This window comes from Thalassolituus sp. UBA675, from assembly GCF_002297765.1.
Lineage (GTDB): Bacteria > Pseudomonadota > Gammaproteobacteria > Pseudomonadales > Oceanobacteraceae > Thalassolituus.
In genome coordinates this window covers 48,492-68,506 of sequence record NZ_DBNJ01000020.1, presented here as the reverse complement: position 1 = coordinate 68,506, position 20,015 = coordinate 48,492, and the positions used below count along the sequence as shown (strand labels likewise).

At 50.6% G+C, this 20,015-nt stretch carries 23 protein-coding genes; 10 read left to right on the top strand and 13 right to left on the bottom strand.

Going from position 1 to position 20,015, the window contains the following annotated elements; all coding sequences use genetic code 11:
* Both B3007_RS08610 and B3007_RS08605 read left to right on the top strand, forming a co-directional pair.
* The coding region (locus B3007_RS08610; RefSeq protein ID WP_301392224.1) for an efflux RND transporter permease subunit at positions 1–2,159 on the top strand (2,159 nt) is incomplete at its 5' end.
* Between the two features lie 133 nt (positions 2,160–2,292).
* Positions 2,293–2,889: a DsbA family protein gene (locus tag B3007_RS08605; protein WP_301378796.1), complete on the top strand. Its 597-nt coding sequence runs from the start codon at positions 2,293–2,295 to the stop codon at positions 2,887–2,889.
* A 215-nt stretch (positions 2,890–3,104) separates the two neighbouring features.
* On the opposite strand, the gene B3007_RS08600 is transcribed toward B3007_RS08605, so the two are convergent.
* From B3007_RS08600 to B3007_RS08590, 3 genes are all read right to left on the bottom strand, one after another.
* Positions 3,105–3,722, bottom strand: a complete 618-nt coding sequence (locus tag B3007_RS08600) for a cation diffusion facilitator family transporter (protein WP_301378794.1) — start codon at positions 3,720–3,722, stop codon at positions 3,105–3,107.
* A complete protein-coding gene (locus tag B3007_RS08595) occupies positions 3,715–4,098 on the bottom strand; it encodes an STAS/SEC14 domain-containing protein (protein WP_068436090.1) in 384 nt (127 codons plus the stop codon). Before B3007_RS08595 ends, B3007_RS08600 begins: the two co-directional genes overlap by 8 nt.
* A gap of 255 nt (positions 4,099–4,353) precedes the next feature.
* A protein-coding gene (locus B3007_RS08590) for an IS3 family transposase (RefSeq protein WP_301378791.1) occupies positions 4,354–5,495 on the bottom strand; the annotation gives its coding sequence in 2 pieces (ribosomal slippage) (positions 4,354–5,234 and positions 5,234–5,495; 1,143 coding nt in all).
* A 72-nt stretch (positions 5,496–5,567) separates the two neighbouring features.
* Between B3007_RS08590 and B3007_RS08585 the strand changes: the two genes are divergently transcribed.
* Complete coding sequence (locus B3007_RS08585; protein ID WP_301378789.1) at positions 5,568–5,798, top strand: hypothetical protein; 231 nt, start codon at positions 5,568–5,570, stop codon at positions 5,796–5,798.
* A gap of 966 nt (positions 5,799–6,764) precedes the next feature.
* Here the strand turns inward: B3007_RS08585 and B3007_RS08580 are convergent.
* The 3 genes from B3007_RS08580 to B3007_RS08570 all read right to left on the bottom strand — a co-directional run bounded on the left by B3007_RS08580 (position 6,765) and on the right by B3007_RS08570 (position 9,409).
* The gene (locus B3007_RS08580) at positions 6,765–7,433 is read right to left on the bottom strand and encodes an RluA family pseudouridine synthase (protein ID WP_297532691.1); all 669 of its coding nucleotides are present in this window, start codon (positions 7,431–7,433) and stop codon (positions 6,765–6,767) included.
* Positions 7,430–8,809: a tRNA 5-hydroxyuridine modification protein YegQ gene (gene yegQ, locus B3007_RS08575; protein WP_301378787.1), complete on the bottom strand. Its 1,380-nt coding sequence runs from the start codon at positions 8,807–8,809 to the stop codon at positions 7,430–7,432. The genes B3007_RS08580 and yegQ overlap by 4 nt, the downstream gene beginning before the upstream one ends.
* 69 nt (positions 8,810–8,878) lie before the next feature.
* Complete coding sequence (locus tag B3007_RS08570) at positions 8,879–9,409, bottom strand: hypothetical protein (RefSeq protein ID WP_068441064.1); 531 nt, start codon at positions 9,407–9,409, stop codon at positions 8,879–8,881.
* A gap of 193 nt (positions 9,410–9,602) precedes the next feature.
* On the opposite strand from B3007_RS08570, the gene B3007_RS08565 reads away from it, so the two are divergent.
* Positions 9,603–9,983: a hypothetical protein gene (locus tag B3007_RS08565; RefSeq protein ID WP_068441062.1), complete on the top strand. Its 381-nt coding sequence runs from the start codon at positions 9,603–9,605 to the stop codon at positions 9,981–9,983.
* Here the strand turns inward: B3007_RS08565 and B3007_RS08560 are convergent.
* Genes B3007_RS08560 through B3007_RS08550 form a run of 3 tightly spaced genes read right to left on the bottom strand, consistent with a single transcriptional unit; the run spans position 9,969 to position 12,006 of the window.
* A complete protein-coding gene (locus B3007_RS08560) occupies positions 9,969–10,580 on the bottom strand; it encodes an IMPACT family protein (protein WP_068441059.1) in 612 nt (203 codons plus the stop codon). The two genes, B3007_RS08565 and B3007_RS08560, sit on opposite strands and share 15 nt — an antisense overlap.
* Positions 10,580–11,668 (bottom strand): class I SAM-dependent methyltransferase, encoded by a 1,089-nt coding sequence (locus B3007_RS08555; protein WP_068441056.1) that lies wholly within the window; start codon positions 11,666–11,668, stop codon positions 10,580–10,582. The genes B3007_RS08560 and B3007_RS08555 overlap by 1 nt, the downstream gene beginning before the upstream one ends.
* On the bottom strand, positions 11,668–12,006 hold the full coding sequence (locus B3007_RS08550) for a hypothetical protein (protein WP_068441053.1): 339 nt from the start codon (positions 12,004–12,006) through the stop codon (positions 11,668–11,670). The genes B3007_RS08555 and B3007_RS08550 overlap by 1 nt, the downstream gene beginning before the upstream one ends.
* Positions 12,007–12,083: 77 nt before the next feature.
* On the opposite strand from B3007_RS08550, the gene B3007_RS08545 reads away from it, so the two are divergent.
* Both B3007_RS08545 and B3007_RS08540 read left to right on the top strand, forming a co-directional pair.
* A complete protein-coding gene (locus tag B3007_RS08545) occupies positions 12,084–13,025 on the top strand; it encodes an AEC family transporter (RefSeq protein WP_068441050.1) in 942 nt (313 codons plus the stop codon).
* Between the two features lie 24 nt (positions 13,026–13,049).
* Positions 13,050–13,946, top strand: coding sequence for a DUF4062 domain-containing protein (locus B3007_RS08540; RefSeq protein ID WP_301378779.1), 897 nt, complete (start codon positions 13,050–13,052; stop codon positions 13,944–13,946).
* Between the two features lie 8 nt (positions 13,947–13,954).
* Here the strand turns inward: B3007_RS08540 and B3007_RS08535 are convergent, their stop codons facing one another.
* The gene (locus B3007_RS08535) at positions 13,955–14,290 is read right to left on the bottom strand and encodes an ArsR/SmtB family transcription factor (RefSeq protein WP_084189078.1); all 336 of its coding nucleotides are present in this window, start codon (positions 14,288–14,290) and stop codon (positions 13,955–13,957) included.
* A 217-nt stretch (positions 14,291–14,507) separates the two neighbouring features.
* On the opposite strand from B3007_RS08535, the gene B3007_RS08530 reads away from it, so the two are divergent.
* The 3 genes from B3007_RS08530 (at position 14,508) to sthA (ending at position 17,258) form a co-directional block, all read left to right on the top strand.
* Entirely contained in the window at positions 14,508–15,539 is a 1,032-nt protein-coding gene (locus B3007_RS08530; RefSeq protein ID WP_297532709.1) for an FAD:protein FMN transferase, read from the top strand.
* Between the two features lie 27 nt (positions 15,540–15,566).
* The gene (gene nqrM / locus B3007_RS08525) at positions 15,567–15,800 is read left to right on the top strand and encodes a (Na+)-NQR maturation NqrM (protein WP_068435307.1); all 234 of its coding nucleotides are present in this window, start codon (positions 15,567–15,569) and stop codon (positions 15,798–15,800) included.
* A gap of 66 nt (positions 15,801–15,866) precedes the next feature.
* Complete coding sequence (sthA, locus tag B3007_RS08520) at positions 15,867–17,258, top strand: Si-specific NAD(P)(+) transhydrogenase (protein ID WP_068441039.1); 1,392 nt, start codon at positions 15,867–15,869, stop codon at positions 17,256–17,258.
* An 87-nt stretch (positions 17,259–17,345) separates the two neighbouring features.
* Here sthA and B3007_RS08515 read toward each other — a convergent pair whose 3' ends face one another.
* Genes B3007_RS08515 through tal form a run of 3 tightly spaced genes read right to left on the bottom strand, consistent with a single transcriptional unit; the run spans position 17,346 to position 19,562 of the window.
* Positions 17,346–18,200: a DNA replication terminus site-binding protein gene (locus tag B3007_RS08515; RefSeq protein ID WP_301378776.1), complete on the bottom strand. Its 855-nt coding sequence runs from the start codon at positions 18,198–18,200 to the stop codon at positions 17,346–17,348.
* Positions 18,190–18,618 carry a TerB family tellurite resistance protein gene (locus B3007_RS08510; protein WP_301378774.1) on the bottom strand — a complete coding sequence of 143 codons (429 nt, stop codon included), beginning with the start codon at positions 18,616–18,618 and terminating at the stop codon, positions 18,190–18,192. Before B3007_RS08510 ends, B3007_RS08515 begins: the two co-directional genes overlap by 11 nt.
* Positions 18,615–19,562 (bottom strand): transaldolase, encoded by a 948-nt coding sequence (tal, locus tag B3007_RS08505; RefSeq protein ID WP_301378772.1) that lies wholly within the window; start codon positions 19,560–19,562, stop codon positions 18,615–18,617. Before tal ends, B3007_RS08510 begins: the two co-directional genes overlap by 4 nt.
* Before the next feature lie 131 nt (positions 19,563–19,693).
* Between tal and B3007_RS08500 the strand changes: the two genes are divergently transcribed.
* The gene (locus B3007_RS08500; RefSeq protein WP_301378771.1) at positions 19,694–20,014 is read left to right on the top strand and encodes a rhodanese-like domain-containing protein; all 321 of its coding nucleotides are present in this window, start codon (positions 19,694–19,696) and stop codon (positions 20,012–20,014) included.
* The last annotated feature ends 1 nt before the right edge of the window (position 20,015 follow it).

The following is a 20,015-nucleotide window of genomic DNA, read 5'->3' as shown; positions in this document are numbered from 1 at the left end:
TGCCAGAAGGCGTTATTGCGGAAGCGGTATACGATCGCACAAGCCTGGTTGATAAAGCCGTTAAGACGGTAAGCAAAAATTTATTGGAAGGCGCGCTACTCGTTATTGTTGTCTTATTTGTATTGCTGGGGAATATACGTGCTGCACTTATCACCGCTGCAGTCATTCCTTTGGCGATGCTGATGACGATAACGGGCATGGTAAAAACAGGCGTGTCTGCCAATTTAATGAGCTTGGGAGCGCTCGATTTTGGTTTGATTGTCGATGGTGCTGTAATTATCGTTGAAAATTGTATTCGACGCTTGGCTGAAGCACAGCATCAGAGTGGACGGCAAGATCTTCGTGAACGACTGAATACGGTATTTGAAGCGACTTCTGAAGTGATACGTCCAAGCCTGTTCGGTGTCGCCATCATTACCATCGTCTACATCCCGATATTTAGCTTGACTGGCGTTGAAGGAAAAATGTTCCACCCGATGGCTGCGACCGTCGTGATGGCGCTAATTTCTGCCATGATATTGTCGTTAACGCTGGTTCCTGCAGCCGTCGCGGTGATTATGAATGGAAAAATTAGTGAAAAAGAAAGCGTCGTCATCAGCGCAGCCAAATCTGTTTATCGTCCGTTACTGCTTGCCACACTCAAGTTTCGCTGGGTGGTCGTATCAGGTGCAGCTCTCCTTGTGGCGTTCAGCATTTGGCTGGCGACCACTCTAGGATCAGAATTTGTGCCGCAGTTAAACGAAGGTGACATTGCTCTTCAAGCGCTACGCATACCCGGTACAGGCTTGGAACAATCTGTCGAAATGCAGGAGGTTCTGGAACAGCGCATTAAAGCGTTTCCGGAGGTCGATAAAGTCTTTGCTCGAATAGGCACACCAGAAGTAGCCACTGATCCTATGCCGCCAAGTATTGCTGATATGTTTGTGATTCTAAAACCCAGAAGTGTATGGGCTGAACCATCAAAAACAAAGAGTGAATTACTTGAAGAAATAGAAGAAGCACTGTGGCAGCTACCAGGAAATAACTATGAGTTTACCCAGCCCATACAAATGCGTTTTAACGAACTTATTTCGGGTGTCCGAGCAGATCTAGGAATAAAGATTTTTGGTGATGACCTGGACCAACTCACCCTTACCGCGAAAGACATCTTACAGGTTGTAAGCACCGTTGAAGGCGCAGCCGATGTCCGAATGGAGCAAGTGGAGGGATTGCCATCCTTGTCAGTGAGCCCTAAACGAGAAACGCTCGGTCGCTATGGTTTGAATGTGATTCAACTGCAGGATTGGATTGCCGCAGCAATAGGTGGCGAATCAGCGGGTGTTTTATACGAAGGAGATCGTCGCTTCGAGCTGATCGTGCGTCTTCCCGAGCTGCTCAGACGGGATATCGAAGGACTTAAATCCTTACCTGTTCCTCTTCCCAACGGCGACTATGTCCCTCTGGAAGAAGTGGCGACCCTCAGTATTGCACCTTCTCCAGCACAAATTAGTCGAGAAAATGGGAAACGACGTGTTGTGGTAACCGCAAACGTGCGCGGGCGAGACCTGGGAAGTTTTGTTAGTGAGGTAAAAAAGGAAATTCACGAACAAGCCGATATCCCTCCAGGCTACTGGTTAGATTACGGCGGCACCTTTGAACAGTTGGAATCGGCCAGTCAGCGTCTATCCCTTGTGGTGCCACTCACTTTGATGGTGATTTTGGGTTTGCTGGTCATGGCCTTTGCATCACTGAAAGACGCATTGATTATTTTCAGTGGTGTGCCACTCGCGCTCACTGGTGGCGTGTTATCACTGTATTTACGTGATATGCCGTTATCTATCTCTGCTGGCATTGGGTTCATTGCCTTATCAGGCGTAGCCGTTTTGAATGGTCTGGTGATGCTCGCTTTCATACGTCAACTTTGGCATGAGACGGGAGAATTGACCCAGTCCATCGTAGACGGAGCCATGATCCGACTACGGCCAGTCTTAATGACGGCACTTGTCGCAAGTTTGGGGTTTGTGCCGATGGCACTGAATACCGGTACCGGTGCAGAGGTTCAACGACCACTCGCGACAGTTGTGATTGGAGGGATTATCTCTTCAACTATCTTAACCTTGCTCGTACTTCCGGTGCTGTATCAGTGGGTCCACCGCCGAGATAACAAAGTTAGCAAATAATTGTCATACCCCGGCGAAAGCCGGGGTAGCTAACTCCGGCTGAGTCGTCGTGGCGATTAGCTGATGTACTAAATTATTTATAATAACAGAGGCCTGAAATTGCCGTCAGCAACTTCAAAGCAAGGGAAATATAATGAAAATACTTTTGAAAAAAATACCAACTTTATGGATTCAATTTCTGCTTTTTACCATTGTGATGCTGTCAGTATATCCGGTAACTGCTGATGACGAGGTTGCGCTTGGCCGCGTACAGGCACCGGTGACTATCATCGAGTACGGCTCGTTAACATGCGACTACTGCATCTATTTTCACAGAGAAGTACTGCCGCACATACAATCACGATATATCGATACTGGCCAAGTGCGTTTTATCTATCGTAATTTTCCAACCAGCAATGCGGCAATACGCGGCGCGGTGGCTGCGCGCTGTGCTGGTGACCTATACTATAAGATGCTAGATGTGTTGTTCGCGCGAGTAGGAGCTTGGGCCGAGGCGGATGATGTTGACAGAGCGCTGATTCAGCAGGCTGCCGCCCTCAACATAGATGAGGAAGACTTTTATGCCTGCATCAATGATCCGAGTCAAGACCAAGCTATAATAGCCGTGCAACTGCAAGCCAAAACAGAATTTGATATAATCGGTACGCCCACGTTTGTTGTTAATGGCAAGGTCGTACGGGGCAAAAAGACTGTTGAGCAAATAGACGCTTTGATCAACAAAGCACTCTAGACTCTCGCCGGTCGGCCACCAATAAATCCGAATAGGGGGCAAAGTTATTCGCGCTTTTTAATACGAACATTTTGGAGGATGAAATGACTTTCGGGTATTGCCGGCAGGCGATCTATTCTCCAGGACAGCGTTGGTTTTGATAATGATCACCGCCGCCTTGTGGAATCAGTGTATTGATCGCCGTTGCGTTTTTGTGATGCTCGTCAATACTTGCTTTATTCGCCATGCTTGGTGCCATGCTCATCATGTTTATCCATGTGAGCATCCCGCAAAATATCGATGCCACCATAGAGTGCAATGCATGCAACAGCGATCCCTACCAGCAAGTCCGGCAAATTTGAACCTGTCCAGATAACAATGATGCCCGCAAGTATCACGCCGCCATTTGCGACAAAATCATTCATGCTGAAAGTGGTCGCTGCGCGCAAATTTACATCTTTACTTTGCAATTTCTTCAACAGGTAGAGTGACAGAAGATTCACCACCGCTGCGATGACAGCCATCGTCATCATCATTGCGCCCGCAGGTTCCGATCCCTCAAAATAGCGACGAATCGCATCTAGCACCACGCCGCCGGCGAAGATTAATAGCATAATCCCGGAAAAACGTGCCGCGCCGCGCTTCCACGTGCGAGAACGAGATAAGGCAAGCAGACTTAATCCATACACAATAGCGTCGGATGAGTTATCAAGGCCGTTGGCGATAAGCGCGTTGGAGTCACCGACAAAACCCGTCGCCAAGAACCCCACCGCGATAGCCACGTTTAGCCAGAGCACAATCCAAAGCGTGCGACGCTTGTCAGCCGAATCGAGATCAAAATTGGCTTCACTCATAGGCAATATCTCCATGACCAGCACTCGCCCATAATTCAGCGCTGTCTATTTCATTGGAGTCAAAAAAGCGCATTTCAGCGGAGGGGAATAATGGGTCGAAAAGCTTCGTTCCCCATTCCTGCCAGTTCTTGTTACCCACGATAGCAATTCGGCCAAACTTATCCTGGTGTTTCGCATCGAACTTTAAATCGCGCCAAAGGCCGCTTAAGTCCCAGCCGGAGAAGTTGGACGCGAGCTCGATGAGCATGGGAACTGAAGCTGATTCCTTGGCCGCTATGCGCTCGAAGATCGGCACGAAGCGATCATAATCTGAACCTCCGGGCGTACCTCTGGCTTTAATTCGGACCAGTTCATTTTCTTCTGCTATATCAAGCATAACGTTTCCCTCTAGGCATTTTTAAGTGGCTGTTAGAGCAAGTATTCTGTAGATGTGACTACTCTCGTGACTATGGATTCATTATTGTGCAAGTGGGAGCACCACCAAACCAATCGCCAGCCAAGCATAAGCAATGATCGTAAACACCAGCAATATCCAGTCCCCAATACTTCTATCTGCTGACATCGACCCTTCTTTTTTCGAATACCACCAATATATAAATACGCCCTGTTCTGGTCAACAAAACCGGACACATTAATTTGCTAATTTCTCGTAATCTACCGGCGATAAATCACCGTTCGTAGAGTGCAAGCGATCCTGGTTGTAGTATTTCATGTAAGCCGTTACGTCCTGCTTCATATGAGCACGTGTTGGCTGGCTTACCTTGAACAGCCAGTCGTGTTTCAGACTGCCAAAGAAGCGTTCAACGACGGCGTTATCCCAGCAGGCACCGACGTCTCCCATAGATGCTCGTACGCCATAGCCCTTCAGTAGTTTCGCAAAGGCTTTACTGGTGTACTGCGATCCTCTGTCACTGTGAAACACCAGACCTCTTGTCGGTTGGCGGAGGTTGTAAGCCTTGATCATGGCCCGACTGATCAGGCTCGTCGTCATGCGTTTATCGATGGCCCAGCCAACAATCCTACGTGAATACAAATCCATGACGATCGCCAGGTACATCCAACCCTCGCCTGTTTTAAGGTAGGTGACATCGCCAGCCCAGACCTGATTCATGCCCACCGGGTTGAACTGTTGATTCAGCAAGTTATCTGCAATCCGGTCGCTGTGCTTACGCTTGGTTGTCACCTTGTAAGCCACGCGCTGTGTGGCTTTCAATCCCAGTTTCTTCATAACCATGCGTACTCGGTGCCGAGTTACCTTGATGCCTTCCTCATTCAGTTTTTTGGCCAATTCTCGGCTTCCGCGGCTGTTTCTGGAGACTTTGAACAACGCTTTGGCACGTCGGTACAGGTGTAACTCTTCCGCAGTGATCACCTTCGCTGGACGAGCTTTCCACGCGTAGAACGCCGACTTACCGACGTTCATCACTCGGCAGAGCAGGCGTACCGGATAGCTCTGTCGGTGCTGGTCAATGAAGTGAAATTTCACTTCATTTCTTTCGCGAAGAAAGCGGAAGCCTTTTTTAAAATCTCTTTCTCCATGCGCAGGGTTTTGACTTCCTGACGAAGCCGTTTCAGCTCTTCCAGCTCGGTTTCTGAAGGCCTCGACTCACTGGCTGACTGCTCCTGTTTTTCTTTCCACCGATAGAGCAAGTTGGTGGCAATCCCCAAGGATTTAGCGGCTTCTGGAACGGAGTAACCTTGCTCAGTCACGAGAGCAACGGCTTCTTCTTTAAATTCTTGCGGGTACTGTTTGTAAATACGTTTCTGGCTCATGGTTGGCACCTCTGTTGGTGAAGAGTTTATCTCTTCTTGAGGTGTCCGGGGTATTCAACCAGAACACAGCAATTGCAAGCTGAAATCAGGACTTTAAATCAAACACTTTCTGTTAAGCAGGGTGATATCACGCAGCTGAACAAAGACAACGGAAGATTGGCAGCTGAGCTTGGCGCCACACAGAAAACGGTTGCAAAGCTGGAAGCCGAGCAGCGCAAACTAATAACAAATTTGGAGTCGAAATCAGCAGAAGTCGAGTCACTCAAAACCCAACTATCCGAGCTCGAAAAACAATCAGAGTAACTCGATAAGCTTAAAAGGCTGAATGAAGAGCTGCTCGCCTGGAAAGCCCAGGCGTCTGTATCGATTGGCAAGCTGGAAACGGAAATCTCAATTAAGACAGAAATGATGAATCGTTTACTGGAAGAAAGAAGTAAAACCCCGGAAGCCAGTGGATGACCTGCTGCTCTCAGGCTCAGTAGGGTATTTGCTCTTATCGCTGGCCACCTCAGGCGCTTCGCAGACCCTATTGCTGTTTTCCGACAGAGAGGGCTCATACCCGGTCGGCTGCGCAATTTTAGCCCAAAGAGCGGTGCAAATCGATAGCAGAAGTCAGCGTTATATCGAATTACGCATACCATGCGTAATTGCGCGTAATTTCCAAAAAATCGAGTGGCGCCAGGGGTTTGCATTCGAAGTGGCTAAATTTGGGAGTTTTACCGGCCACCTAAAAACTTGTCTCGGATATTTTCAATAAAAACAGTAGGTTAGGCCAGCTTTGGTGAATTTTTCCAGGATGACGGCCGACCCTCTCTCTGGGACAAATTGGTGAAGCGGTTGCCTCAAGTCTCGCAGAGGCTGGATACATCGAAACCCCAAGGAAACAGCTATTTGTAGAGCGAATAAAGCACGCAGATGGAACCTACTTTGTTGGAATGTTAGGTGGTACCTTTTATGAATCGTCTATGTTTTCTGATGCTTTAGCTGAGGTCGTCAGCCCAATTGATTCACCAAGGTACTTGATCAGACGAAAGGGTAGTTATGGCCGCTCTGACTTTCATGCAGTACCGCTGAAGCTGGCCTTGAATAAAAGTAATGCTGAGGCCTTTCATCGAAACTGGGAGCGGTATGTCGGGCCGGCAGAGTTAATCTATACCCGAAACGCAGAGGGACGAAATGTCCTGGCGAAATCACGCCTTAAAGCGTTTTCATCGGCGTTTGCGCGGGAGGTTCGCCGGGAGGATCAGTGGCTTTGACTGCTGACTCTGTTTAAAAGCCGGGCTCCAATTTGAACTCCATGCGCTCCCCCGTTGCTGGGTGACCAAAATCCAGCTCTTTCGCGTGCAAGCAAAGTCTTGGTTCTGACTCCGCAGCATCGCCTGCGTAAAGCGTATCGCCAACAATCGGGTGTCCGATCTGCTGCATATGCAGGCGTAACTGATGCGAACGACCGGTCTTCGGAAACAGCGCGACGCGGGTATTACCGTTCTCCACAGAGAGTTTTTGCCAGCGTGTCAGTGCATAACGGCCGTCCGTGTGGCTGATCATCTGGCGTGGACGATTTGGCCAGTCGACGATGATGGGTAGGTTGATGCACCCCTGATTGCCGGATACTTCTCCCATCACGACCGCTTCGTAGACTTTGCGCGTGGTCTGGGCTTCAAACTGGCGCTGGACGGTATTCAGCGCTTTTTTGTCGCGGGCAAACACCAGAATGCCAGAGGTGTCCTGATCCAGCCGGTGAATCACCAGAATCTCGCCATAGCGTTCCTCGAGTCGACTGACGCAGGAGTCCTTCAGGTACCGCCCCGGCACGCTTAGCAGGCCGGCAGGCTTGTTGACGACGATGATGTCGTCGTCGATATAGAGCGGCGGGATCAGGCCGTCGTTCGGTATGTGGCGGGTATCCCGCCGTGAGGTGTGCCGACCCTCAGTCATGATGTTGGCGTCACCTGTTCGGCAGCGATCACTGCGTTCTGGTCAGGAGCATCCGGCAGGTTACGGATCAACATGGCGCGCTCCATAGGCAGGTGCTCAAGGCCGTCAGCAGGAATGGTTACGATAAAACCGGAGCCGGGCGCATCGTCTCGCGGATTGCCACCCGTGTCACGGATGTCGTTGAGGGTGTAGGTCACATTGCCCGCGGTGGTCATCAGCTCAACGGTATCGCCGTTCTGGAAGCGGTTTTTCACTTCAACGGTTAAACGACCATCGCGGACTTCGGTCACCTGACCCACGAACTGCTGATGTACTGAGGCTGAGTTCCCGCGCTCGTAGTTCTGATACTCGTCATGCACATGACGGCGGAAGAAGCCCTCGGTGTAGCCGCGATTCGACATGTTCTCCAGTGTATCCATCAGTCCTTTGTCGAAGCTTCTGCCTGCCACAGCGTCATCAATCGCTTTGCGATACGCCTGTGCGGTGCGTGCCACGTAGTAATGAGATTTGGTGCGGCCTTCGATCTTCAGCGAATGTACACCGAGCTCCACCAACTTCTGAATATGCTGGATGGCGCGTAAGTCCTTGGAATTCATGATGTAGGTGCCGTGCTCGTCTTCGAACGCCGGCATATATTCATTCGGGCGGTTGCCTTCCTGAAGCAGGAAGATCTTATCCGAGGTCGCGCCGCGCCCGAGAGTTGGATCGAATTCGTTCACGCCCTTCGGGACAACGTCACCTTGGGCGGTTTCTTCCGCTTCGTGGGCGTCGTATTTCCAGCGGCAGGCGTTGGTGCAGGTGCCCTGATTCGGGTCACGGTGGTTCATATAGCCGGAGAGCAGGCAGCGGCCTGAATAAGCAATGCAGAGTGCGCCGTGAACAAAGACTTCGATTTCCATCTCCGGGCACTTTTCGCGGATTTCGGCGATCTCTTCAATCGACAGTTCGCGCGAGAGGATGATCCGACTGACGCCCTGGCGGCGCCAGAATTCGACACTGGCCCAGTTGACGACGTTTGCCTGAACAGACAGATGAATCACCTGATCTGGCCATTTGTCTTTGACCATCATAATCAGACCCGGATCGGACATAATCAGGGCGTCGGGCTTCATCTCAATCACAGGCTCAATATCACGCATATACGTCGCGATCTTTGAGTTGTGTGGCGCAATATTGCTGGCGACATAGAACTGCTTGCCAAGGTTGTGAGCGTACTCAATCCCTGTGGCAAGATTCTGCATGTTGAAGTCGTTATTACGCACGCGAAGGCTGTATCTTGGCTGGCCGGCGTATACAGCGTCAGCACCGTAGGCAAACGCGTATTTCATGTTGTTCAGCGTACCAGCGGGCGATAGCAGTTCTGGGGTAAAGGTCATGGTGTAGCCTCCGCGCAAATTCGAGCGCGGAGACTAGCATAATTTAGTATTTCTGGCAGCTGCGACGGATCAGGAGGACAACCCGAAAGGCGAGGTGTCAACGTCTGCGAGCGAGCGCAGAATGGCACCAGAGATAGGCCTTTGCTTTACATTGCTCAGGGCTGATGTCCATTCGCTGTCCAGCTCCTTCCAATAGTCGGCCAGTCCTTCACCGTCGCCGCCGAGAGCTTCAAGCTCCTGATGGAGATCGTTAATGTTGCCTCGTATGAGTGAGGTGTCATCCGAATCTTCATCAAACAGAGCCGCAAACGCTGTGTGGGTCGCAGAAAACACCAAAGCAGAGATGCGTCCATTGAGGGAGTCAGTGTTCTCGAAGGTGGCTTCCCAGTCAGAAAATGCGTTGTAGAAGCGTTCAAGGTTCGACTCTGACTTCAACTCACCGCTGATGAAAGCCCTGAGTTTTGATATTGCTTTTTTCCAGTGATCAAAGTTTGAAGCAGTCTCGCTTTCTTCAAGAGTCAGATGTGGAATGCAGCTGTCGATAAGCGCGAGACACCAGGCACTGCGGGCAATCGGACTGAGGTGTGTATCGGATGGCACTGATTGAGCTCCGTGATTATTGGTAGGAGGTTATTGTACAGAAAAAGTAGCAATGAGAGCTTGATCACAAGGTTATGGTGAAGCATGTATGACAGTTCTCGTTTTACAAAGTGGCGTGCCATGTAGTATTGACTTTGCATAAATCTCAGCGTTGTCTATTGTCTATTATGTGTACAGTTAAGCGGCAAGGCCTATGAATACTGAGCTTACACTGGTAGATGTTTCTGGCACGCAACTATCAGTCGATATTAATCAGCTCACCCCAATGGGATTTGAGAGCGTAATCAATCAGCGTGAACTCGCAGAACTGAGGGATGAGAGTGGCCGGTTTCGTGAATTCGAGATGCAATTGCGCGCCTCTAACGACGAGCAGAAAGCCCACCTTGAAAGTCTAGGCGTATGTCGCGTTCATTCGGTGAGACGTATATGCGCGGATAAATCGGTACTGTGCCTGCGTTTTGAAGCTTCTCCATGCGATATCTACAACCGTCTGGCTGGCGCAGGCGTTGGTAATATCAATATTCACCCCGTCCGCGAGCCATGCGAGATTCCAGAAATTCTAAGGCGTGCCTGACACGATTTCGAATAACCTTGCATCCGGGTGATTTCGCAGGAAGGCTTCCTGATCCTCAGTGACTGATAATGTCAGGGTAACACCAGTCGCAGAGTACTCTTCTTTATCGATGCTGGCGCCTGCTTCGCCCGCGATGTAGCGGGCTTGCGCTTCATTTTTGAAATCGCAGCTCAGGCAAACTGAGCTGACAGGTCGCCATTCAACCCAGTTTTCCTTATCGGTATTCATGATGGCATTTGATGCTGAGCCGCTATATGCACGCTGAAGACCGCCCATTCCCAGCTTTATACCGCCAAAGTATCGAGTAATCAGAATCGCGCAGTTGATCAGGTCGTGATGCTGCATCACTCTCAGTATTGGCGGACCGCTGGTTCCTCCGGGCTCACCATCGTCACTGAATCCTTCAGAAACCTGGCCTTCGGCATTCATCACGCGAAAGCCATAGCACACATGGTTGGCTTTCGGGTGCGCGTCTTTCAGTTCCTGCTGGCGTGCTCTGATCGCCTCAGTCTCGGTTACTGGCATTACTTCAGCGATAAAACGACTGTTTTTAACGTCTGTTTCGTAAGCAAAACTGATGAGTGGAAAGACGAGCATCAACGAACGCAGCGGTAAATATTGAAGCGTTTATCATCGGAAATCAGTTCTACATTTCTGAACAGCCGCTTCAGCACTTTGGTGTAGGGCAGGTGGCGATTGGCGACGACGAGGAGTTCGCCGCCACTACGTAGTTGATGAAAGCTTTCGTGAAACATGCTCTCGGCGATGGAGGTCAGCTGCTTGTGGCCATCGTGAAATGGCGGGTTGCAGATAACCGTATCGAGGGTTTCCTCAACCGACGACAAAATGTTGCCCTGACGTATATCACCCTTCAGAGAGTTGGCCCTGAGGTTTTCTCTGGCTGCGAGGGTTGCCAGCTGAGAGTCGTCGGTACCTATGATGGTTGCTTCCGGATTGTTGCTGGCAAGATGTACTGAGAGAATGCCGTTACCACACCCAAGATCACAGATAATTCCGGTCTGGTTGGAAGGTAAGTGCTTCAGCATTGCACGTGCCCCAGGGTCTGGGCGATCACCGCAGAAGACCCCGGCCGGTGCTGACAGGGAAAAGCCGTTGATTTCATAGCTGCGGGTGGATGGTAGCAGGTCTCTGAATCCGGCTAACCCTCGTATTTTTATCAGTCTGGCCTTGCGCACTACTGGCAGCTGTTCGTAGTAGCCAGCATGCTCCTCAAGCCAGTTTAATAGTGGTATTGGGATGTGCTTCGCCATTCCGGCAAGAAGAACCGTGGCATCAGGAGACACCCTCGACAGGTAGTGCAGTTGTTCTGCCAGCTGCTCTTTCTGCTTAGGAATACGGATCAGGACCGTTGAGTTTTCACCGTCAGATTTGACATGAGCGAAGGCATCAGACAGGTCAGGGTGGCTTAGAAACTCTGCTTCCGACAGTCCGTTTTCGCTCCGGTTCTGTTGTGTCGCTACTTGGGCGCAGAAACTGTCATGCCATATCTGAGCCTCTGGAAACGCGCAGGACAGGGCGCCGTAGCGATCATTCAATATGAGGCTGACCGGCTGGGCCGCCTCATTAATCAGGAATTCATCAGCAGCATCCCAAGGCATGCTGACGTTAGCAGGCACATCGGGATAGCACCGAAGGTTCAGATCGGCTTTAGGCCAGTGGGGCATCAGTACAGGTCTTCGTCGCGCTTATTGTTGTCCAGCAGGCTAAGCAGATCTGGATCTCTTTCTTTGGTTTCTTCTTCGCGCTTGTGTTCACGGTCTTTTTGCGAATCCACACGCTGCGTAGCTTCTTTCTTGCGTGCTGCTGCTTCCTGGTCGACTTTCAGTTGCTTTTTGGCTTCTGGATTCGACTCAAGGAACTTCTCGAAGACAGACTTATTTTTTTTGCTGGTACGCTTGCCGCTTTGACGATCGGTGCCAGCCTCTCGCTTTAGCTTTTTGATGCTTCCGGTTTTCACCTGATGGATGCGCGATAGCGAGCGGGTTTTCTTTTTACGGGTCATGGTGGCTGCTTCAGGAAAAGTGAAACCGCATTTTACCTGACTCACATGCTGTTTTCATCGGGTGTATACTCCGCACCATGTATATCTCACTGCTTATCCAGACTCTATCCATTACTGTGCCCGTCGTGCTGCTTGTCGTGTTGGGTGTTTACCTCCGGCATAAACAGCATATCGATGATGCTTTCGTAGCGACCTCATCGCGACTTGTGTTCAATGTGTCGTTGCCAGTGCTCATGTTTCTGGCGATTGTTACCGCTGACATGGCGGTTTCTCAGCACCTGCCTCTGGTGTGGTTTTCTCTGGCAGCTTCACTGGGTGCCTTCGTGCTTGTCTTTGTCGTATCGAAGATTATGGGGGTCGCACCGTATCGTCATGGGGCCTTTGTTCAGGGGGCTTTCCGGTCTAACCTGGGGATTGTCGGGCTTGCGCTGTGCCTCAATGCATACCCGGAAGAGGGCGCGATACTGGGAGCGCTCGTATTGGCTGTGGTTACGCCGGTTTATAATCTTCTTTCTGTCTGGGTACTTGCGTCCGGGGACAGGGATATTTCCTGGGGGCAGCAGCTGATGACGACTGCCCGTAACCCCTTGATTATCGCCATTGCACTTGCCGGTGTCGTCCGCAGTCTGGGTCTGGAACTGCCTCAGGTGCTTCTTCAGACCGGCGATATTCTTGCCGGATTAACACTCCCTCTGGCTCTTATAGGAATTGGTGCGTCACTGACAATGAGTCGGGCGCTGGTAGCGGACTCGGTGGTCTGGTCTGCCGTTGCCCTTAAACTGGTTGCATTGCCCGCGTTGATTATTATTTCCGCAGTTTATATCGGGATAACCGGGGCGGCGCTGGGAGTGATTGCTCTTATGTTTGCCTCTCCTACCGCAGCTGCCGCGTTTGTTATGGCTAAGAGTATGAATGCTGATAGCCGTCTAACGGCGGATGTGATCGCTTTGTCTACGCTAGGGTCAGGCGTGACGGTGACGACGATTATCTATGTTCTGAATCTGTCTGGGCTGTTATAGTTGTCAGCTTAACAGAACCCTATCTTGCGTACGGAAATGCCGAGCAAAGAATATCTCCTAGTCTACGTCTCCAGTCTGCCAGATGATGTTGCAGCGCGATTCGAGGTCGATCGACAAGTCGCCCTGGCTGGCGCTGTGGGCGCAGGACTTGTCTGGGATGCACGTTACGCTCAGTATGACTGGGAATTGGTAAAAAAGCAGATTGCGCAGGCGGATGCTTTTCTTTTGCTGTTGGGCGAAAACTACGGCCCAACGACGCCCACCGGCATTAGTTTTCAGCATCGTGAGCTGGTTTATGCGCAGTCGTTGCACAAGCCTGTTTACTACCTTATGCAGACGGGTATGGATGGCAGTGGCACCAGTGACGTGAGGTTGCAAGAATTACGTCAGCAAGTGCGGAGCCAGGTGTCAGGTAAAATCTGGCATTTGCTGGATGAGTTAAGCGTCCATGTGAAAACCCTCCTGAAGAACTGGGAGCGCGATGTCAAAGCGCTCGCGCGCATCGCCGACGACAGTGATCGTATCAGGATGGCAGAACGCTCGTTTCCAACGAAAGTTGCGCCACTCGGCACGCCACCACGGAAAGACATTGAGTTGATTGCTCAGGCTAACGTGTATCGCGGAGGGAATCTTGCTCACCAGCTGGTTAAGCTACCTATGAAGACAGACAGAATCTGGAGAAGCGTTCTGCCGCTGTTGCGTCTCGGTGCCAGTGAAGATCGTCTCAGAACGCATATGGAACAGGTTTTGACTGCTGAGGTTAAGGCGAGATTGCTGTCGGATAACCCCGGAAGTCATGCAGTGGATGGTGTTCGTATCGAGCGGAATCAATTCAGAAGAGTTTTGGATGGTTGGTCATCAGAAGGGTATGTCGAGCATGTGAGGCAGGGAGCGCGCACGATCTGGTCGCTCCCGTCATAATGAGCGATTCAGCTACCTAGCAGACTCGACCGCTGTTCCCACTCGCTCTTCATGCTGTCGCATACTGTGTTGCATACATCGAAAATGAAAGGCGCAGCAATACTGAAAAATGCCATATTGCCTTCCTGGCGACGTTTCACGAGGCCGTGAGTGCGCAGAGTCGACAGGTGTTTGGAGACATTAGGCTGGGATGCGCCGGTGTTCTCTACCAGCTCAGTGACAGACTTTTCGCCGCTCTGTAGTTGGTGAAGTATTTTCAGCCGCATTGGGTCAGACAGGAGTCTGAATCTCTGTGCAATCAGCTCAAGCATTTCGTCTGACATAGATTCTGCATTGTTCGACATGGTGTCCGGTACTCGATGTATCGTTTCAAAAGCAATTCTCAGTCTCATTATATCGTATGGTTTGCATCTGAAATATAACCGTTAAGTTATTTTGTCATTCTATTTCGTAATTCTTCCCATGCTTTTGGGTATAAGACGGAAAAGCAACTCTCCATCGTGGTGGAAGTTACAGTCACTCTGTATACTTCGTGCAATTATGAAAAAGGCTTTTGTTTCAATGAATAAGAACCTCCAGACTGTCTTAGTAATCCTGTTGAGTGTTGTCTTCATGGCTTCCTGCTCTGAACCTCAGCCAGAGCTACGCCGTATTTCTGGGTTTACTATGGGTTCGCAGTATCACATCAGTTGGTTTGGTGGCGAGGCGACACCGACAGAGGTACACGAGCAGGTTGAGGACAGGCTCGCCCACTTGATTTCAGTCTTCTCTACGTATGAAAAGAACTCTGAACTGTCGCGCCTGAATTCCAATTCTGAGACGCTGGCGGGAAAGCCCGTGCAAGTAAGCCCGGAATTAATGTCGGTGCTTCAGGACGCCAGCTACATCAACCGATACAGTATGGGGCGTCTTGATGTAACCGTAGGGCCTTTGGTGAATCTGTGGGGGTTCGGGCCAGAAGAGCGAGAGGGCGTACCAAGCCAGGCAGAGGTAGATCAGCTTCTTGAGATGACAGGTATGAATAAGCTTGCTCTCGATAAGGAGAAAAACGAGATTCTGATGGACGTGCCGCTGTACATCGATCTGTCTGCGGTTGCTAAAGGTTGGGCTGTTGATGACATAGGTCTACTCCTGGAAGCCATGGAGATAAGCGACTATCTTGTTGAAATCGGTGGAGAGGTCCGTATCCGAGGTGCCAAACCCTCGGGTGACTGGCGTATCGCAATTGAGCGGCCCGTAATGGAAGTCGGTCATTCAGCCCAGAAAATCATCGCACCCGGAAATCACGCGGTCGCTACATCGGGTGATTACCGGAACTATTTTGAAGAAAATGGTCAACGGTATTCACACACAATTGATCCACTGACGGGTTATCCGATTCGTCACGCTTTGGCGTCGGTCAGTGTGATTCTTCCAACCTGTTCTCTGGCAGACGCCTGGGCTACAGCACTCAACGTGGCCGGGCCTGAGGCTGCCATGGCGCTGGCGGAAGCGAATGACCTGCCGGCTTATTTTATTATTCGTGATGGCGATGGTTTCAAAGAAGCCTCTTCATCAGCATTTGAGCGGATGTTTGGCTCTGCGGGCCACTGATCAGCCATATCATTCTGGAGTTTGATTATGTCGACAATTCTTGTTGCCTTCGGTGTTATGCTCACCATTGTTGCTGCTATGGCTATTGGTGTGATTATGGGGCGTAAACCTATATCAGGTTCGTGCGGCGGCATGAGCGCTATCGGCATGGAACAGGCCTGTGATGTCTGTGGTGGCGATAAGTCGCGTTGCGAAAAAGAGAGCAAAGAGGCAGCCAAGGCATCCGATGGTGCCGATTTTTATGATGCAACTAAGCGCTAATCCAGCAGTTCATTGATTATTGCCTACAATAGACATAACTGATTGCTATAACGGAGTTTCAGATTCATGGCGGAATACCATTACGACGTCGTCATTATAGGTGCAGGCCCTGCGGGTGAAGGGGCTGCGATGAATGCAGCCAAAAAGGGCAAGAAAGTCGCTGTCGTAGAAGACAAGAAAATGGTTGGTGGTAACTGTACCCACTGGGGGACGATTCCATCCAAAGCCCTCCGTCATGCGGTTAAGCAGATCATTCAGTTCAATACCAACCCAATGTTCCGGGAAATCGGGGAGCCGCGCTGGTTCTCTTTCCCTCAGGTCCTGAAAAGCGCTGAGAAGGTCATTGCCAAGCAGGTGAAATTGCGGACTGAGTTTTATGGCCGCAATCGCGTCAGCGTTTATACAGGCAAGGCTCAGTTCGTTGATGAGCACACGCTGGACGTTATGGCCGGTGCTCAGGCCAATACCCGTCTGACTGCCGATGAATTTGTCATCGCGACAGGTTCAAGCCCCTGGCGTCCGAAGGGGATCGATTTCGATCATCCACGTATTTATGACTCAGACACCATTCTCAGCCTTGAGCACACGCCACGTACCATTATTATTTACGGTGCAGGTGTGATTGGTTGTGAGTACGCGTCAATATTCTCGGGCCTTGGGGTTAAAGTTGACCTGATCCACCCGGGTGATCGCCTGCTCAACTTCCTTGATGATGAAATTTCTGATGCGCTTAGCTATCACTTGCGTGACAAGGGCGCTCTGATTCGTCACAGCGAACAGTTCTCTTCCGTTGAAGCTAATGAGCGTCACGTAACTATGACCATGGTTTCGGGTAAAAAAGTGAAGGCGGATGCTTTCCTTTGGGCCGCAGGACGCTCGGGTAACACCGACGGCCTTGGACTGGAGAACGTAGGGCTTGAAACAAACAGTCGTGGTCAGGTCGATGTGGATGGCGAATACCGTACCGCGGTGCCTCATGTGTACGCCATTGGCGATGTGATTGGCTGGCCGGCACTTGCATCTGCAGCCTATGATCAGGGCCGGGCAGCGGCGGCAATTATTTCGTCGCCAGAGGAGTTCCGTTTTGTCGATGAAGTACCTACGGGCATTTATACGATTCCCGAGATTTCGTCGGTCGGTAAGAACGAGCGACAGCTGACGGAAGAGAAGATTCCGTACGAGGTCGGGCAGGCTTTTTTCAAGAACATCGCACGTGCACAGATTACTGGCGAAGGCGTGGGTATGCTCAAGATACTGTTTCATCGTCAGACGCTGGAGCTCTTAGGTATTCATTGCTTTGGTGACCAGGCAGCTGAGATTGTGCACATCGGCCAGGCCATTATGAATCAGAAGGGTGAGGGGAATACTCTTCGTTACTTCGTCAATACGACATTCAACTACCCGACAATGGCAGAAGCTTACCGGGTTGCAGCGCTCAATGGCCTGAACAGGCTCTGATGCGACAAGGCTGGCTCTGCTGTAGCAGAGTCAGCTTACTCTTTCGTACCGGTACTTATTCCTTGTGCTGTTTGTTCCTTGTGGTACTTATTCGTAAGTGTGAACTCTCAAGCTGGGCAGAATCGGAGCCTCGCTAATCAGATTATCTTCTCTACTTTTCCTACTACGCCCCTCGGGCGGCGTTAGAGGAACGTCCTTTATCTTCGGTAGCTCACTATGCGGATTATCGGTAGCAACAAAGATCGGCACGGGACAGTTAAGTGATTTTCGCCCGCTCTGAAATACAACGTTGGCTCTGACTGTCGGTGCAAGTGTCTGGACCTGGGCAAGTTTTGAGCTTGGGGGGAGATTGCCAAGTATTTTTAGCTGAGCTTGTACATGTGCTTTCTCTTCACCTATATCCAGCAAAGCCTGCTCGGCTTCTTTGACTGAAATGCGCTTGATACTCCGGCCATGGGCATACCAGGTAAAACGGCAGCTCACCGGATACTCATCAAGGAGAGGAAGGGTTCTTGTGCATTGTTTCAGGTGAATGCGGCGAAGTCCGCTTGCGTTGCCAATGAGATTCCGAAACGACGAGCCGCGCGCATCAAGCGCACTGAGGGCACTCTTCAGGCTCGTTTCAGAGGTGCCCCGGAGTGTTCTCGATACCCGTGCAAAAGCCTCTTTGCAGTCATTTACCTCTTTGATCAGTAACTGGGTTTCCGGGCTTGCGAGAATAAGCCCGTGACGGCTGCGCGTTGTTCTTCCGTCCTGCTCATGAGACATATACCAGAGATCGGCGAGATGGTCGTTTGCCCAATGGATTGGGTCTGGATTTATCGCCTGCTCGGTATCACTCAGAGGGTAGAAGTGGTGTGGACGTTCTGTATTGAGGTGCCCGGTTAAATCAGAGAGGCGCGCTTTGAGGTCGTCAAAGCACGACTTCAGTTCAGTGATCACGTGCAGTTATCTTTGCCTTGATAAAATCGGAATGAGAAATATACAAAAGATCGGCAATCCTGCGAATCATGTGCTCCTCGTATTTATCCAGATCGTTGTCGGCGTAGGCGATTCTCCATAGCGAGACCAGAAGCTCCATCTTTTGCTCGACTTCCCACTGATCGTGAATCGCAGATGTGAAACGCTGTAAATCATTTGAAACGTCGACCGTATCAAAAGCCTCTGTAAGTAACGCTTCGACGTCCCGTTCGGGAATCAGGCTCTTAAGGGCGGCTCGCATCGCGTCTTTTTCTGTGTCGTCCACATCATGATCAGCACGAATGATTTCTGTCATAAGAACCGCGGCAGCGATAGCCGAGTCCTGAGGCTCGGGCACATACTGCTCACCGGTGAGTTTTTCGAAAAACTTGCGAATCATAGAAGTTCTGTCAGTTGTTGCTCAAGTAATTGCTGGTCTGCAGCAAAGCGACGAATACCGTCAGCTAATTTTTCAGTAGCCATGGCGTCTTCATTCATGGCCCAACGGAATGTTGCCTCGTCGACCTTGATTTCCTCGTCTGCACTGCTCAGCTGTGGCTCAAGACGGCGAACCAAGGGCGTCGCGTCAGATGCCAGCTCTGCTAACAGGTCAGGACTGATTGTTAGCTTGTCACAGCCTGCCAGGGCTTCAATTTCGCCGGTATTACGGAAGCTGGCCCCCATAACGACGGTCTTATGCCCGTAGGTTTTGTAATAGCGGTAGATTCTGGCGACCGACTGAACACCAGGATCGTTGTCACCGGAAAAATCAGCATCGGGGAGCTTAGATTTGTGCCAGTCGAGGATGCGGCCAACAAAGGGTGAAATCAGCGTTGCGCCCGCTTCAGCACAAGCAATTGCCTGGTGAAAATTAAACAGCAGGGTGAGGTTGCAGGTAATGCCTTCCGCTTCAAGTTTGCGCGCTGCCTGAATACCCTCCCAGGTAGAGGCTATTTTGATCAGAACGCGCTCGCGCGGAACGCCCTCTGCCTCGTACATAGAAATAAGCTTCTTTGCCTTGGCAATGGTTGCTTCTGTATCGAAAGAGAGGCGAGCGTCGACCTCGGTCGAGATCAGCCCCGGTATAATACCGAGAATTTCTTTGCCGATCGCAACGGCCAGATAGTCGCAGGCGTTGGCAATCATGGAATCATTGTTGTTTGCAGATGACGCCCATTGCGCTGCTTTTTCGAGGAGTGGGCGGTACGCAGGTATCGCTGCAGCTTTCAGAATGAGCGACGGATTTGTGGTGGCGTCTTCCGGCTTGTGAGTTTTTATTGCCTCGATGTCACCTGTATCGGCGACCACTACCGTCATTCCGCGTAGTGCTTCCAGTTTGCTCATTTCTATATTCCAGGCTGGTAATGTGAATGTGTCTGACTTATCTTAGAGTGTAGGAACTCAAGGTTAAGGTCAATTGACAACAACGTTGAGAAAGGTAAAAGACGATACAAAACAGGTAATTGGAGTTAGTTATGAAAGTAATTACTGCGCTCGTGATGTTGTTTACTTCGGCGCTTGTTTTCGCTTCCGAACCGGTATGGTTGGATGTCAGAAGTGAAGGGGAGTTCAATTCAGGGCACCTGGATGCTGCGACCAATGTTCCTCATGGTGAGATTACCGCTAAGATTTCTGCCCTTGTTGAAGATAAGGATACACCTATCTATCTTTACTGTCGGTCGGGTAATCGCGCTGGTATTGCTCAGAAAGCGTTAGAGGCTGAAGGGTACACCAACATCACGAATGTTGGCGGCCTGAGTGATGCCAGGGAGAAATATGCAGCGATGGCTGAGTAAT

Bases quoted from the DNA above. Each gene is read 5' to 3' on its own strand.
- B3007_RS08565 (WP_068441062.1), top strand. From the start codon at position 9,603: ATGAATACTGAGCTTACACTGGTAGATGTTTCTGGCACGCAACTATCA.
- B3007_RS08510 (WP_301378774.1), bottom strand. From the start codon at position 18,618: ATGATTCGCAAGTTTTTCGAAAAACTCACCGGTGAGCAGTATGTGCCC.
- B3007_RS08535 (WP_084189078.1), bottom strand. From the start codon at position 14,290: ATGTCGAACAATGCAGAATCTATGTCAGACGAAATGCTTGAGCTGATT.
- tal (WP_301378772.1), bottom strand. From the start codon at position 19,562: ATGAGCAAACTGGAAGCACTACGCGGAATGACGGTAGTGGTCGCCGAT.
- B3007_RS08595 (WP_068436090.1), bottom strand. From the start codon at position 4,098: ATGCTTGATATAGCAGAAGAAAATGAACTGGTCCGAATTAAAGCCAGA.
- B3007_RS08560 (WP_068441059.1), bottom strand. From the start codon at position 10,580: ATGCTCGTCTTTCCACTCATCAGTTTTGCTTACGAAACAGACGTTAAA.
- B3007_RS08605 (WP_301378796.1), top strand. From the start codon at position 2,293: ATGAAAATACTTTTGAAAAAAATACCAACTTTATGGATTCAATTTCTG.
- B3007_RS08550 (WP_068441053.1), bottom strand. From the start codon at position 12,006: ATGACCCGTAAAAAGAAAACCCGCTCGCTATCGCGCATCCATCAGGTG.
- B3007_RS08545 (WP_068441050.1), top strand. From the start codon at position 12,084: ATGTATATCTCACTGCTTATCCAGACTCTATCCATTACTGTGCCCGTC.
- B3007_RS08500 (WP_301378771.1), top strand. From the start codon at position 19,694: ATGAAAGTAATTACTGCGCTCGTGATGTTGTTTACTTCGGCGCTTGTT.
- B3007_RS08580 (WP_297532691.1), bottom strand. From the start codon at position 7,433: ATGACTGAGGGTCGGCACACCTCACGGCGGGATACCCGCCACATACCG.
- sthA (WP_068441039.1), top strand. From the start codon at position 15,867: ATGGCGGAATACCATTACGACGTCGTCATTATAGGTGCAGGCCCTGCG.
- B3007_RS08555 (WP_068441056.1), bottom strand. From the start codon at position 11,668: ATGCCCCACTGGCCTAAAGCCGATCTGAACCTTCGGTGCTATCCCGAT.
- B3007_RS08600 (WP_301378794.1), bottom strand. From the start codon at position 3,722: ATGAGTGAAGCCAATTTTGATCTCGATTCGGCTGACAAGCGTCGCACG.
- yegQ (WP_301378787.1), bottom strand. From the start codon at position 8,809: ATGACCTTTACCCCAGAACTGCTATCGCCCGCTGGTACGCTGAACAAC.
- B3007_RS08530 (WP_297532709.1), top strand. From the start codon at position 14,508: ATGAATAAGAACCTCCAGACTGTCTTAGTAATCCTGTTGAGTGTTGTC.
- nqrM (WP_068435307.1), top strand. From the start codon at position 15,567: ATGTCGACAATTCTTGTTGCCTTCGGTGTTATGCTCACCATTGTTGCT.